The sequence below is a fragment of the Mesorhizobium sp. WSM3866 genome (genome assembly GCF_002294795.1).
In the GTDB taxonomy this organism is placed as follows: Bacteria; Pseudomonadota; Alphaproteobacteria; order Rhizobiales; family Rhizobiaceae; genus Mesorhizobium.
Genome location: NZ_NSGC01000004.1, coordinates 325,188 through 339,190 on the forward strand (window position 1 = coordinate 325,188; position 14,003 = coordinate 339,190).

Annotated in this window: 13 protein-coding genes; 9 read left to right on the forward strand and 4 right to left on the reverse strand. The window is 63.3% G+C overall.

Annotated features, from left to right (window positions below; all coding sequences use genetic code 11):
- Positions 1-81 precede the first annotated feature (81 nt).
- From CK222_RS12090 to CK222_RS12105, 4 genes are all read left to right on the forward strand, one after another.
- Entirely contained in the window at positions 82-561 is a 480-nt protein-coding gene (locus CK222_RS12090; RefSeq protein ID WP_095800651.1) for an MgtC/SapB family protein, read from the forward strand.
- Positions 562-658: 97 nt separating this feature from the next.
- Positions 659-1,015: a hypothetical protein gene (locus CK222_RS31595; protein WP_127213981.1), complete on the forward strand. Its 357-nt coding sequence runs from the start codon at positions 659-661 to the stop codon at positions 1,013-1,015.
- Positions 1,016-1,657: 642 nt separating this feature from the next.
- A complete protein-coding gene (locus CK222_RS12100; protein WP_245433014.1) occupies positions 1,658-2,581 on the forward strand; it encodes an NAD(P)/FAD-dependent oxidoreductase in 924 nt (307 codons plus the stop codon).
- A 19-nt stretch (positions 2,582-2,600) separates the two neighbouring features.
- The gene (locus tag CK222_RS12105; RefSeq protein WP_067318770.1) at positions 2,601-2,906 is read left to right on the forward strand and encodes a hypothetical protein; all 306 of its coding nucleotides are present in this window, start codon (positions 2,601-2,603) and stop codon (positions 2,904-2,906) included.
- Positions 2,907-2,989: 83 nt separating this feature from the next.
- On the opposite strand, the gene CK222_RS12110 is transcribed toward CK222_RS12105, so the two are convergent.
- The 4 genes from CK222_RS12110 to CK222_RS12125 all read right to left on the reverse strand — a co-directional run bounded on the left by CK222_RS12110 (position 2,990) and on the right by CK222_RS12125 (position 7,038).
- On the reverse strand, positions 2,990-3,475 hold the full coding sequence (locus CK222_RS12110; RefSeq protein WP_095800526.1) for a DUF2269 family protein: 486 nt from the start codon (positions 3,473-3,475) through the stop codon (positions 2,990-2,992).
- Positions 3,475-4,758 (reverse strand): SDR family oxidoreductase, encoded by a 1,284-nt coding sequence (locus tag CK222_RS12115; RefSeq protein ID WP_095800527.1) that lies wholly within the window; start codon positions 4,756-4,758, stop codon positions 3,475-3,477. The genes CK222_RS12110 and CK222_RS12115 overlap by 1 nt, the downstream gene beginning before the upstream one ends.
- 73 nt (positions 4,759-4,831) lie before the next feature.
- Entirely contained in the window at positions 4,832-5,308 is a 477-nt protein-coding gene (locus CK222_RS12120; protein WP_095800528.1) for a hypothetical protein, read from the reverse strand.
- A gap of 548 nt (positions 5,309-5,856) precedes the next feature.
- The gene (locus CK222_RS12125; protein WP_176477622.1) at positions 5,857-7,038 is read right to left on the reverse strand and encodes an SGNH/GDSL hydrolase family protein; all 1,182 of its coding nucleotides are present in this window, start codon (positions 7,036-7,038) and stop codon (positions 5,857-5,859) included.
- 362 nt (positions 7,039-7,400) lie between these two features.
- Between CK222_RS12125 and CK222_RS12130 the strand changes: the two genes are divergently transcribed.
- The 5 genes from CK222_RS12130 (at position 7,401) to CK222_RS12150 (ending at position 13,935) form a co-directional block, all read left to right on the forward strand.
- Positions 7,401-8,513: a sugar ABC transporter substrate-binding protein gene (locus tag CK222_RS12130; RefSeq protein ID WP_095800530.1), complete on the forward strand. Its 1,113-nt coding sequence runs from the start codon at positions 7,401-7,403 to the stop codon at positions 8,511-8,513.
- 73 nt (positions 8,514-8,586) lie between these two features.
- Positions 8,587-10,107: a sugar ABC transporter ATP-binding protein gene (locus CK222_RS12135; RefSeq protein WP_095800531.1), complete on the forward strand. Its 1,521-nt coding sequence runs from the start codon at positions 8,587-8,589 to the stop codon at positions 10,105-10,107.
- A gap of 17 nt (positions 10,108-10,124) precedes the next feature.
- Positions 10,125-11,075, forward strand: a complete 951-nt coding sequence (locus CK222_RS12140; protein WP_176477623.1) for an ABC transporter permease — start codon at positions 10,125-10,127, stop codon at positions 11,073-11,075.
- A gap of 170 nt (positions 11,076-11,245) precedes the next feature.
- A complete protein-coding gene (locus CK222_RS12145) occupies positions 11,246-12,130 on the forward strand; it encodes an AraC family transcriptional regulator (RefSeq protein WP_067003926.1) in 885 nt (294 codons plus the stop codon).
- A 197-nt stretch (positions 12,131-12,327) separates the two neighbouring features.
- Positions 12,328-13,935, forward strand: coding sequence for an FGGY-family carbohydrate kinase (locus tag CK222_RS12150; RefSeq protein WP_095800533.1), 1,608 nt, complete (start codon positions 12,328-12,330; stop codon positions 13,933-13,935).
- Positions 13,936-14,003 lie beyond the last annotated feature (68 nt).

Here is a 14,003-nt window from a genome sequence, read left to right on the forward strand (position 1 = left end):
TTTGCCGGCGATATGCGTTGCAGGGACATCCCGGCGTCCTGCGGAAGGAACCGGGCAGCCCACAGATACGTTCTGGCGCTCATGGATGAGCTTGTTGAACGTTTCGGGCAGCAAACCTGGCTGCCATTTTCCGTAATTTCAGCCAGGCTTTTGCTGGCTGCGGTTCTTGGCTCACTCGTCGGCATGGAGCGCGAATGGCGTAACCGGCCGGCCGGGCTGAGGACGCATATCCTGATCTGTCTAGCAACCGCCTTGATCGCCATCCTGGCCATCGAAATCACCCATCTCCCCGTCTTCGATGGCCAGGAGATAGCCATTGACCCCATCCGCCTGATTGAAGCCACAACTGCCGGCGTCGCATTCCTGGCTGCGGGGCTAATATTCTTCTCCAAAGGGGAGATTCAGGGGCTGACGACCGGCGCGGGAATGTGGCTGGCCGGTGCCATTGGATTGGCAGTGGGTCTCGGGTTCTGGCAGATCGCAATTCTTGGCACAGTCTTGGCGCTGATCGTGCTAGGGCTTTTGCAGCTGGTGCAGGTTGCCCCAAAGGACGAGCAATAGTCGGAGCATTTGGAGGCAGGGCGTCCAGTCCCTGCGCTTGTCGGCGTTACAGTGTTTTGCTGAATTGCAGATTCCGATCGTCTCGGCCGGCGCACTCATGGCAGATCATGACCTGTCACCAGATCAAGTGCAGACACCCATGGTCCGGCCCGACAAGGCAGGAATCCTCCTAGCCATTTTCGGCTCTGCGCAGCAGCCGCGACAAGTGCTGCCGATGCATCGCCTGCATGTCTTCAAGCAGCTGGAGGGAGCGCAGGGCGTCATCGGTCGGCAATCCCTGATCGCTGAGGTCGGCAACCAACTCGTGCTGACGGCGAAGGTGCCGCTCGCCTTCGTGAACATGCCGCCTGGCCATTTCGATATCATCGTCGATTGCCATTTACCGGAACGTCGCTGGTGTCGTCACGTTCCTCGGGTGGGCTGTCCAAGATTGGAACTGACTGCGCGGCCATGACTTGTTATGGGAGCGGTCGTTTACCGTTGGGACGTAGCCGTCTCGGCAGCACAAAGCCCGTCGCTTACGCTCATTAGCTGCGACGGGCTTTTCAAGTCTTAGAAAATGTTAATGTCGGTCGCCGCAAGCGCGGCGCATAATGGAACTCTGCCCCGCTGCGCGGGGTAAGGGCCCGGCCTGTATGTCAAGCCCCCAACCCCGCCCGGCAGGCCGGGCTACTTTGATCCACAAAAGCGAACTTTTGCACCGTCCGGTCCGCCGCGTGGCGAGAACGGCGGCCTGCGGCACGTGAAGGCAGCCGAACATCGTCAGCGTCTGGCGAGACAACGGATCGGCGAGCAACGCGAATGCACGGCGGAACCAATAGGCAAGGGCGCGGTTGGGGCAGATGGTCGCCTATAACGAAACAACTGATCCCGCGCTTACCGGTGCACGCGGTCGAGGCCGGATTTTGCGCCCTCGTTTCTGTCTGTTCGGAAGGAAACGAGGCCATCCTCACGAGCGACATCTGTGTCGGCCTCATTCTTATGAGAACCGGGAAGCAGTCGCGCACGCCCTTGGTCTTAGTCACCAACAGACAAGTTCGTTTGCCGGGCACGAGCCGCTTGCAATAGCTCTGCATCACCTCCCGGGAGTTCTTTGGTGATCGAAGACGATAGCGTCTGTCAGTGGGAACGAATTGACTGCTTGGTTATCGGTGGCGGTCCGGCCGGCTTGGCAGCAGCGACGTATCTCGGGCGCTTTCGCCGCCGGGTCGTCGTTGTCGATTGCGGTCAAAGCCGCGCGAAGCTCATTCCGATTACCCGCAACTGTCCCGGCTTCCCCGACGGCATAGCCGGCGCCGAACTGCTGAATCGGCTGCGGCAGCAGGCTTTGCAGAGCGGAGCCGATCTTAGGCACGATATAATCCACGAGATTGGCCGCGACGGAACGGATTTTATTGCGATCGGTTCGACAGCCATTCGTTCCCGCGCGGCGCTCCTGGCTACTGGCATTGTCGATAAGCTTCCAGAGACGCCTTCGGCAGACGATATGATCAGAGCCGGCACCTTGCGCCTCTGTCCGATCTGTGACGGCTATGAGGCGATCGATAAGCGCGTCGCAGTCCTAGGCCCGGCGGAAGAGGCAGTGAAGAAGGCATTGTTCATGCGGACCTACACTCGCGACGTCACCGTACTGACGACCGATGCTTCGAGTGAAATTGATGCAGATGCCGGCCGACTGATCCACGAAGCTGGAATCCAGCTCGAGCCCTGCATCCCTCATTCGCTACGACCCTCGGGAGAGCAGGCCACCATTCAACTCTCCAACGGAACAGCATCCTCATTCGATACCGTCTATCCAGCCATGGGATGCACGATAAGGTCGCAACTTGGCCTAGATCTCGGGGCGACATGCGACGAGCTTGGAAATCTTGTCGTGGATGCGCATCAGCGCACGGTCGTGCCAGGCCTGTATGCCGCTGGCGATGTGGTCAACGAAATCAATCAGCTTGCTGTCGCATTCGGCCACGCCTCGATCGCAGCCACCGACATGCATAACTATCTTGACGATACCAAGTGCTAGTTTTCACCGGTGAATTGTGATGCATCTTGTTCAGATCCTGCTCCCCTGCTCGGACAACAACGGCCAGCCTTTCGCTCAAGAAGATTTCGACCGCGTGAAGGAAGAACTGGCGAGTCGCTTCGAAGGCGTTACTGCTTACCTTCAGGCGCCTGCCGACGGTTTGTGGAAAAAGGGTGCCGAGTCCAACGCCGACAAGATTGTGATCTTCGAAGTCATGGCCAACGAGGTCGATCTCATCGACTGGCGTGAACGCCGGATCGCACTCGAGCGGTGGTTTCGACAGGAGAAGGTGGTTATCCGCTACATGCCGATCGCGCTGGTGTAGTCGTTCTTGTCCATGCACGGGAAATCAGAGCCGGCGCCTCTCCTCCCGGCGTAGCTCAGATGAGTTCGCTCGGCCCGTCGGCATCAGCCGGTCCCGAACCATTCGATGGCCGGGCGGGTGATCATCAGCCATAAGATAGCGGCGACCGCGCCGAAGGCCGGAAAGCCGAAGACGAACCAGAGCCGGAAAAGCCGGTGATAGCGCGGCGGAAGCAACTGGCCGGCTTTCGCCGCCGCCAGGGCAAGATCGCGCATCTCCATCTGCATCCAGACCACGGGAAGCCAAAAAACACCGGTCACGACGTAGAGAAGGATCGACAGCGCGATCCAGCCGTCCCAGAGCGAATAGCCGACGAGCCGGGCAAGCGCGACGCCGGTGATCGGTTGCGCTACAACTGCCGTTGCCGTGAACAGGAAATCGGCAATCACGACAATGCGCGCGACCGCGGCCACGGTAGCCGGGTTGCCGGTCCGGTGTGCAAGCAGCATGAAGAAGGCGATGCCAGCGCCCGTCCCCAGCAGAACCGCCGCGACCACGATATGGAGATATTTGAGACCGAAGTAGAGCATCAGCGCTCCTCCAGGATCGCCAATGCGACGAAGTGCAGAAGAACGATCGGCAGGATCTTCATCAGCGGGCCGAGCGGTTCATTCCACAGATCGGGCCGCAGGAGCGTGCCGGCCAATGCATAAAAAACGCATACGCCGATCGCTCCCCAGAGCCCAACGCGCGCGGTTTTGCGAAGCGCGATGAGAACGCCGATGACCAGGTCGGCCAGCGCGCCGGCGATGACCAACGGCGCCGCCAGCGCGCTCACAGCGGTACCGATCAGGAGTTGGACACCGCTCTGCCATCCGGTTGTCAAGGATATGATTCCGGTCATGATCCAGAAGAACGGCAGCACCGTGAAGATCGCGGGTTTGATGAAGTAGAGGCCGGCAAACCACCTGTCCTGCACCGTGGCTGGGTTTGCGGCGAGTGCTGTCGGGAGACCTCGCGGCTCGATCCCGGTTATCGCCTTCCAGGGTCCGGGATCACCGGTGGCTCCCCGGCTGATCTCAAGGGCGGCGTTGGTGCGCATGGGAGGGCGCCATCCCAGCACACTGACGGCGTCACCCAGCCGATAAAGTAGACGTGCCGCCCATCTCGGGAGAGCCAGGACGCGAGCCTCGTCCCATCCAAGCCACCTGCGGTAATGCGCGACTACCTCCTCCATTGCGAAGGCGTCCGGACCAGCAAGGTCGAGAGCGATCCGTGACGGGCTGTCAGGGCTGAGGAAAAACGCCACCGTTTCGACCACGTCCTCAAGTTGAACCACCTGCAGACGGCCGGAGCCGGGCATGGAGGGCAGCAGAGGAAGCGCGGCAAGGCCGCGAAACAGGGCGCTCGCTCCAAAAACGGGGCGGCCCAGAACGACGGAGGGTCTCAGCACGACCCAATCCAAGTCGAGCGTCATCAAGGCCTCCTCGCCGGCATATTTGCTGGCGGAGAAGGCCGAGGGTTGCTCACGATCGACGCCGATAGCGGAAAAGTGGATGACCCGGCGCACCCCGGCTTGCTGGCAGGCACGAAACAGCGCCGCTGCGCCCAATGCATGAACCCCTGTCGTATTTTCGCTGGCGCTGTCCTGCAGAACACCGGCACAATTCACCACCACGTCAACGCCTTGAAGAGCACTGCCCCAGTTCTCGGGGGCGAGCGCCTTCGCCATATCGATGGCGACCGTTCCCGCCTCCCCGGCCCGGCTTGATCGGCGTCGTGAGGCCCGCACGACCTCGTGCCCTGACGCGACCAAACGCGCGCACACCGCTGTGCCGATGAGACCGTTCGATCCCGTTACGAGAACCTTCATTGCCGATGTCCCGCCGGACAAGACAGCGCGGCGGGCCGAAGGGTCGGATCGTTCCGCAGAACGCGCCGCCCGGTCACCGGCTTCTCCTCTCGGCTTGCTGGTCGAACGCCTCGATGGCGGCGCGTTCCATTTCTCTCAGTGATCTCGAAAGCGTCAGGCCCCAAACGACATGAGCTGCAATCATCAGCATGTTTCTCCTGATGGGGTGACGGTGCGCCGGGGTCAGAATGCGGGCGGCGGGAATCCAACCGAGATAGCTCAGCGCCCAGATGCATAAACCATAGGCGATCCCGCTCCCTCGAGTGGTGGGCAGCAGGGCAAACAAAGCACCGGTGAGACCGCCAAACCCGAAATGCGCAAGCAGTGTTCTTGAACGTGCTTCGCGCTCGTCAACAGCTGGAAAAGTGCGGTCGACGATCTCGCGAGGCGGGAGCGGATAGCGCTCGTCGTCGGGCAGGACTGCGTGCAGGCGCCTCATCGTTGATGTCATCGCCATGGTCGCCGCGACGCCTGCCACAGCCCCAAGCAACGCCTTATTGAGCGGCCGCATTGCTCACCATCTCTTCTCCATTGGGATCGAAAGACGACCTTTGCGTCCAGCCTGACGTCGACGCTTCAGGCCAGAAGCAAGAATCAACGCCGTCGTCCTCGACCCTCACTTCGCTTTAAAACCTCCATCAACCCGGCAAGCCGGTCAGGGAGCCACCTCTCGGTCCGAAACAGCGGAAGTGCACGCAGATGGCGCCTCATTATCTCACTGGAAAACTGGCGCCTCAGTAGCTGCGCAATCTGCTCATTATTATGTCTTCTATGTCCAACCATTTTCGTGACCGCAATCGGTTCGGTCACCAAACCGGAAAGACTTGCAGTTTGTTCCTGGACAGCTGAGCTCTTCTGTCAGGTCCATTATGCTAAGTGCTCGTCGTCCTGTTCTGAGGTTGGCCATCCGTGGTTTCGCCGAATTGCACCCGACGACGGGCGCCGATATTGGAGCACGACCGGGGCGGGTCGCACCAAGAATGGTGACATGGGCAGCGCCGCCAACATCCAGAAGGCGCCGGCGCGGGCAGCAGCCGCCACTCGCAGAACCAGGTAATCCTATTGGCCGCGAAGCAAGCTCTCGAAAGCTTCCTCGAACAGCCTAGCCATCTCGGCATAGCCGCCGTCGGACGGATGCAGGCCGTCGCCGCAATCGAAGGCGGCGAGCAGCCTCGACGGGTTGGCGGGATCGGCCAGCGCACGCTCGAAATCGACGACGGCATCGGCTTCGCCCGATGTCCTGATCCAGGCGTTCACCGCCTCGCGGTCGCGCTCCTTGGTCGCAGAGTAGAAGGTTCTGAGCGGCTGGCCTTCGAAGGCGCCACCGAAGGGCGGCAGCGTGCCAAGCAGCACCTTGATGCCGTTGAGGCGGGCGCGTGCGATCAATTGCCGGTAAGCCGCGATCAGGCTTTCGACGGCGACGGCCTCCTGACGGCCGGCAAGCATGGTTTCCGGCCAGCCGATGTCGTTGATGCCTTCCAGCACCGAGACCCATCGGACGTTGGGAAAGCCCAGAACGTCGCGGTCGAAGCGGGCGAGCGCGTTGGCGCCGCGGGCGCGGCTGGCAAGCACGCGGTTGCCGCCGATCCCCTGGTTGAGGACGCCGATGCCTGACAGCCGGCCGCTTTTCGCAAACCGCTCCGCCAGCCGGTCCGGCCAGCGCGCATTGCCGTCGACGGTCGAGCCGAAGCCGTCGGTGATGGAATCGCCGAGACAAACCAGAGAGCCACTGTCCGGCCCGCTCTCGACCAGCACGGCGCTGAGGAAATAGCGGCTGGTCGAGGTCTGCTGCACCGGCAGTTCGGCTGCGCCGGCGAAGTCGCCGATTTCGGAGATGTAGGCGGTCTGCTGCGCCTCGTAGTGATAGGTCTCGATCGGAGCGAAATCGGGGAAATAGAGGCTGATCGCGATCTGCCCGAGATCGGGAACCGCTAGGTCCACAACATCGCTGAGCAGCGGCGCGCCGGGCGCTAGATCGGTCTGCCGTTCGCCGCCGAACGTCACCTGCCGGATGCTGCCGGCGTCGACCTCGCCGTCTTTCGCGGCAAGCGCGACGGTCGCGGCGCCGATCCGAATCGGCGAGGCGCCATATTCGTTGGACAGCCTCAATCGCAACCTCTCACCGCCGGTGCTGACGCGCACGACTTGGCGTACCGTCTGCCGGTGGAAGCCATAGAGCACGGCGTCTCCCGGCCAGACGTTCATCGGGCTTGCGCTCCAGGTTCCGATCCAGTGCTTCATTCTCTCCATCCCTTCGGTTTCGACGCGCGGCCCTCCGCCAGACAGATAGTCGCGGCTTGCGGCGCGAGCTACCGGTTGCGCTTTCCGCGACACATAGATTTTTGACTCCGAATGCAGCGCGCCGGAGGTCGAGCATGTTGTAGCGCAGTCGTAATCGCGGCCTCGGCTTTCACTAGCGGAATCAAAAAAGTACTAACACCCGCCCCGGAACGTGGTGGCTGGCCGGATAGCGCGCGCCTAGCCTGATCAGATCGTCCGGGGGAGGAAACGTTCCGGGGGATGTTTGGGGCTGAGTGCCCCGCCGGGCGGGCTTGGTGGAAAGCTCTACCGGCAAAGATTCCAACCATTTCAGGGAGCGAGACATGGGTTGCGAGACCAAGAGCTTAACATTGAACCGCCGCGCGCTTTTGCAGGGCGCGGCAGCCACTGCCGGCGGCCTGTTGCTGGCGGGCGGCGAGCGCGCCGCGGCGCAAGGCACGACCTCCAAGGTTGTGGCTTGGGAGACCGGCTATCTCGGCTTCTTCTTCTTCGTCGTGCTGCAGGAGGCGCTGAAGCGCAAGGTCGAAAGCCTCGGCCTGGAATTCGTCGGCAAGGACGCCAATGGCGATGCCAACGCGCAGGTCAACGACTGGAACAGCCTGCTCTTGCAGAAGCCGCGCTACCTCATTTCCGACGCGCTGGATTCGGAGCTGCTCATCCCACTGAGCAAGAAGGCGAAGTCGCTCGGCGTGCCGCTCGGCATGGTCGACACCGTGCTTACCGGCGGAGAGGTAGCCGCTTCGGTGACCTTCGACAACAAGCAGTCGGGCGTCATGGCGGCGGAGAAGACCGCCGAGCTGCTCACCAAGAAGCACGGCTCGCCGAAGGGCAGCGTGCTCAACAATTACGGCTCGCTGACCGCCGTGGCGCTGCGCGACCGCAAAGACGGTTTCGAGGACACGCTTAAGAGCAAATATCCCGACATCGAGATCATCTCGCGGCCGCAGAGCAACCAGCATGAGCAGGCGCTCGCCGTGGTCTCGGCGACGCTGCGCGAGCGGCCGGACCTCGACGCCATCCACATGCCGACCGACATCTTCGTCGTTGATGCCCGCAAGGCACTCGAAACGCAGAAACGGCTGTTTCCGGTCGGCCATGAGAAGCACATCATCCTGACCAGCATCGATGCCTCGCCGAATGCGCTGGAATGGGTGAAGGCCGGCGAGATCGACGCCGACATCGCACAGGACCCGATCGCCTATGTCGAGATCGTCGTCGACCTGCTGGAAGAGTACACGCTGAAGGGCAAGCCGGTTCCGACCGGACCTTACGAAAACAAGAAGTATTTTTGGGAGAAGGGCACGATCGCCGACAGCCCGTCCGGCCCGCTGCTCACCATCCCGCCCTACTTCCTCACCAAGGAAAATGCCGACGACCCGCGCCACTGGGCCAATGTCGTGACCCAGGTGTGGAAGATGCAGCAGAACGCCGGCTGAGATCGCAGCCGACGAGGCGGGTGAGAACGCGCCATCGCGTTCTCACCTCATTTCGAGATTGCCGGTTATCCCAATGGTCAACGCCGACGGCACGATCGTGCCCGATAGCCTTGCGCAGGACAGTGCCAACGCTGTTCTGACCGTCGACAATGTCTTCAAGCGCTTCGGCCCGCTTGCGGTGTTGGACGGCGTCTCGCTGAGCGTGTCGCGGGGCGCGATCCATGGCCTGCTCGGCAAGAACGGCGCCGGCAAATCGACGCTATCCAACATCATCGCCGGCCTGTTGCGCCTCGACAGTGGCACCATCCTGTTGAATGGGGAGGACGTGTCGGCTCTGCCGTTGACGGCGCGCAAGAAGCGCGGACTCCACCTTCTGTCGCAGCATTCGGAGATCTTCGAAGACCTTTCGATCGGCGAGAACCTTCTGCTGCCGGATCTGCCGAGACGCTACGGCCTGACCGACTGGCCCGCGCTCCGCCGCCTGGCGGCGCGCCAGCTCGAAAGCCATGGCATGCCGGTCGACCCGAGGCGGCGCGCCGGCGACCTCGGCGCCAGCGACAGGCGCAGGCTCGCCATCATCAAGGCGGTCGCGGCCGAAGCCTCGCTGATCATCCTCGACGAGCCGACCGCAGGCCTTGCGGCGGCCGAGCGGCTGCATCTGCTGGAATGGGTCGAGAGCCTCACCCAACGCGGCACGTCTTTCATCTACATCTCGCACCACAACGACGAGGTGCGCCAGCTCTGTTCGGAATACACGGTGCTGCGCGACGGCAAGGTGACCGCCAGCGGCAAAGCGGCGGAGCTTTCGGCCGAGGCCATGGCGCGCGTCATCACCGGCGCCGACGTCGCCGAATTCCACCGCGCCCGCAAGGATCATGGCGCGGCCATCGAGCTCAGCGGGCTATCCTTTTCCGGCGGCGGCCCGGTCGATCTTGCGATCGGCCACGGCGAGATCGTCGGCCTCGTCGGCCTGCTCGGCGAAGGGCCGCAGGAATTGATGCGGGCGCTGGGCGGCCTGCTGCCCATCGAGGCCGGTGCCGTCCTGATCGCTGGCCGGGAAGCGCGTCTCGGCTCGCCGGGGCAGAGCCTCGGCTCGGGCATTGCCTACCTCACCCATGACCGCATCGGCGAAGGCCTAGTCGGCTCGATGTCGGTGGCCGAGAACCTCAACCTCGGCAATTGGCCGCTATCGCTCGGCTGGCTGGTGAGCGGCGCCGGCATGAACCGCCGCATGCGCGAGGCGCGCGGCGCCATGGAGATCGTCATGGGCAGCAGCGCCCAGGAGATCGGCGAGTTGTCTGGCGGCAACCAGCAGAAGGTGCTGCTTGGCCGGCTGCTGGAACGCAAGCCGAGATTGCTTCTGCTCGACGAACCGACCGTCGGCGTCGATGTCGCCGCCAAGGAGCAGATCCACCGCCTGATCGACGATGCGACGAAGGAGGGCGTTAGCGTGCTTCTGCTCGCGCAGGACCCGGAAGAGATGCAGCGCCTCGTCGACCGCGTGGTGATCTTCTCCAAGGGTCGAATCGCGCGAATGCTGCGCGGCGCCGAGATCACCATCGATGCGATCGCCGAAGCGAGAGCGGCGCGATGACAGGGGCAGTATCAGACATGACCAGCAAGAAATTCCTTCTCGACAATGTGGTCTGGATCCTGATCATCGTGTTCAGCATCCTCGCCGGCTTCCTCAATCCCTTCTTCCTTTCGGAAGGCAATCTGCAGAACGTGCTGGTGCAGGCGACCACGCTGGGCGTGCTGGTGCTGGCGGTCTCCTTCACGCTTCTGATCGGCGAGATCGATCTCTCGGTGGTCGGCAATCTGGTCTTCTCGAGCATGGTCGGCGCCTATGCCATGCAGCAGTTCGGCGTCCACTGGACGCTGGCCGTGCTCATCACCATCGTTGCCGGGGGGCTCGTCGGTCTGCTCAACGGCTACTTCGTCGCCTATTTGCGCATGAATTCGCTGATCGCGACGCTGGCCATGGGGCTTTTTCTGCAAGGCGCGGTGCTCGGCGCCACCCAGGCCCGCACCATGGTGGTGACCGATGAAGGCTACAGCTACATAGGCAGCGCCACCATCGGCAGCTGGCCGGTAATGCCGATCGCCCTCTTCGTCGCCTATCTCCTGGCGCATGTCGTGCTTGCTTATTCGGCCTGGGGTCGCAACCTCTATGCCACCGGCGGCAACCGCCGGGCGGCGAATGCCGCAGGCATCAACGTCAAGCGCGCGAGGCTTGGCGCCTTCAGCGCTTCCGGCTTCCTCGCTGGAGTGGCCGGCTTCCTCTACACCTCCTATCTCGGCGGCGTCAGCGTGACCGTCGGCAGCACGACGCTGCTCTATGCCGTGGCAGCACCCGTCATCGGCGGCGTCTCGCTGTTCGGCGGCCGCGGCCGCGTCATCGGCATGCTCGGCGGCACGCTGCTCATCACCGTCATCCAGACCGGCCTGCAGCTCATCAACGTCTCGGCCTATTACATTCAGATGATCGGCGGCGCGATGATCCTGCTTGCGATCGCCGTCGATGCTTTCCGCATAAGGAGCGAGGAACGCGGCGTCGTTTGAGGCGCCGCTCAGCGCCGTGGAGGCTCAGAATAGTCAAAAAAGTACCAATGGAGTGACGCGAACATGGTGGCGAAGATCTTGTCGGCTCGATAGCTTGGCTGACATGAGGCCGAAACCGACGGCGCGTCGTAGAGGGGACGCGCCTTGGCTTCAATACGGGAGGAGCAGCGATGAAACCCGATCTTGAAGTTGTGCAGATCAGGCCGGGCGAGTCTTTCACTGCCTGGTCGCACGGTTACCCGTTCCGCACGGTGCGCTGGCATTTCCATCCGGAATACGAACTGCATCTCATCGTCGCCACCCGCGGCCGCTATTTCGTCGGCGACTTCATCGGCGAGTTCGAGCCGGGCAATCTGGTGCTGACCGGCCCCAACCTGCCGCACAACTGGGTGAGCGATGTGCCGAAGGACGCGACGGTGCCCCTGCGCTGCCGCATCATCCAGTTCAATGAAGGCTTTATCGACGGCGCCATCAATACCTTCCCCGAGCTCGCGGCGCTGACGCCGGTGCTCGAAGCCTCGCGCCGCGGCGTGCTGTTCAGCCGCCAGACCAGCAAGCAGCTTGGCCCGCTGATGGAAGAGATCATGAATTCGCAAGGCGTGCGCCGCATCGAGCTGTTCATGATGATAATGGGTCTGCTCAGCCGCGCCGAAGGCGCGCGCATGCTGGCCAGCGCGAGCTACCTGCCCGATCCGTCGGGGTATATGTCGGCCGGCATCAACAAGGCGCTTGCCTATCTGCGCGAGAACCTGACCCAGCCCTTCAGCGAGACGGACCTAGCCGCCATCGCCGGCCAGTCGCCCAGTGTGTTCTCCCGCTCCTTCCGCCAGCACACCGGTATGACGCTGGTTCAGTATGTGAAGCGGCTGCGCATCAACCTGGCCTGCCAGATGCTGATGAGCGACGAGCAGGCTTCGATCACCAGCATCTGCTTCGAGGTCGGCTACAACACCCTTTCCAACTTCAACCGGCAGTTTCTCGCCGAAAAGGGCATGACGCCCTCGCATTTCCGGCGGCTGACACTGCACAACATCAACCTTGCGAAAGCGGCCTAGCCAGCCGGCTCGACAAGCAACGGCATCGAGTTGGCATGGCAAACGTGCCCGGCAAGGTAAAGCTTGGCTGCGCCACTGGCCGGAACGGCAACACCGACAAGGAAACGAAGGTGACATCACCATCCGCGACCCTTGTCATCCTGCCGCAAAGCAATGACCTATAGCAACCGAACGGATCGGGCGAAGGATCTGAAGTCATGAGCAGTCATTTCATCGGCATCGACATCGGAACCGGCAGTGCCCGCGCGGGCGTCTTCGACGAAGCGGGCGCCATGCTTGCGTCCGCCAAGGCCGACATCGCCACCTGGCATGCCGAAGGCCATATCGTCGAGCAATCGAGCAATGACATCTGGCGCGCCGTTTCTACGACCGTTCGCGAGGCGGTGTCGCTTGCCGGCATCCCGGCGCAGTCGGTGCATGGCGTCGGCTTCGACGCCACCTGCTCGCTTGTCGTTCTGGGGCCGGGTGGCGAGCCGCTGACGGTCAGCCCGTCAGGGGATCCCGAGCGCAACATCATCGTCTGGATGGACCACCGCGCTACCGAGCAGGCGCGCAGGATCAACGGCACCGGCGAGGACGTGCTGCGCTATGTCGGCGGCACAATCTCGCCCGAGATGGAAACCCCGAAGCTCTTATGGCTCGCCGAGAACATGCCGCGGACCTTCGCCGCGGCATGGCAGTTCATGGATCTCGCCGATTTCCTCACCTGGCGCGCCACCGGCAGCCTGGCGCGCTCGACCTGCACGGTGACTTGCAAATGGACCTATCTCGCGCACGAGGCACGCTGGGATGATGGCTATTTTCGCAAGGTCGGGCTCGGCGCGCTCGCGGATGAGGAATTTGCCCGGATCGGCACCGAGGTCGTGGCGCCGGGGAGCGCGCTGCCCAACGGCTTGAGGAGCAAGGCGGCGGCCGAGCTTGGCCTTTTGCCCGGAACGCCGGTCGCCGCCGGCATGATCGATGCGCATGCCGGCGGCATCGGCTCGGTCGGCGCGCGCGGCGGCGCCGGCGATGTGACCACGCGCATGGCCTATGTCTTCGGCACTTCGGCCTGCACCATGACGACGACCGAGCAGGCGGCTTTCGTGCCGGGCGTGTGGGGGCCCTATTTCTCCGCGATGGTGCCGGGGCTGTGGCTGAACGAAGGCGGCCAGTCGGCCGCGGGCGCCGCCATCGATCGCCTGGTCGGCATGCACCCCGCCGCCGTCGAGCTGGCCGGGATCGCGGCGCGAGGCGGCCAGAACCTCAGCCAGTGGCTGGCGCAGGAGGCGGAGCGGCATGGCGGTGCGGCGAAGGCGGACAGACTGGTCGGCGGCTTGCATGTCGTTCCCGAATTTCTAGGCAATCGTGCCCCCTTGGCCAATCCCGACGCGCGCGGACTGGTCGCCGGCTTGGACATGGCGACCGGGGCCGACAGTCTCGTCGCGCTCTATGTCGCCGGTCTCTGCGGCCTCGGCTATGGCGCCCGCCAGATCCTGGCCGCCATGCATGGCCGCGGCATCAACATCGATACGATCGCCATCAGCGGCGGCGCAGGGCAGAGCCCGCTCGTGCGGCAGCTCATCGCCGACTCCACCGGCAAGGTGGTCTACGCGCCAACGTCCCCCGAGCCGGTGCTGCTCGGCTCAGCGATGCTCGGCGCGGTGGCCGCCGGGCGCCACTCCGACCTTCGCGCGGCCATGGCGGCGATGTCGGAGGTGGGGGAGGTCTATTCGCCGAACGCCGCGCTCGCTGCCTGCCACGACAGGCGCTTTGCCGCGTTCGAACGCCTGCAGGCTGCTGCGCTGTCAGTTTTGGCTGTGTGAGATATCCAGCCGTCGCCCGCCAACATTCACCGTCACTTGCCCTCTTGGGCCGGAACCATCGCCGGGCG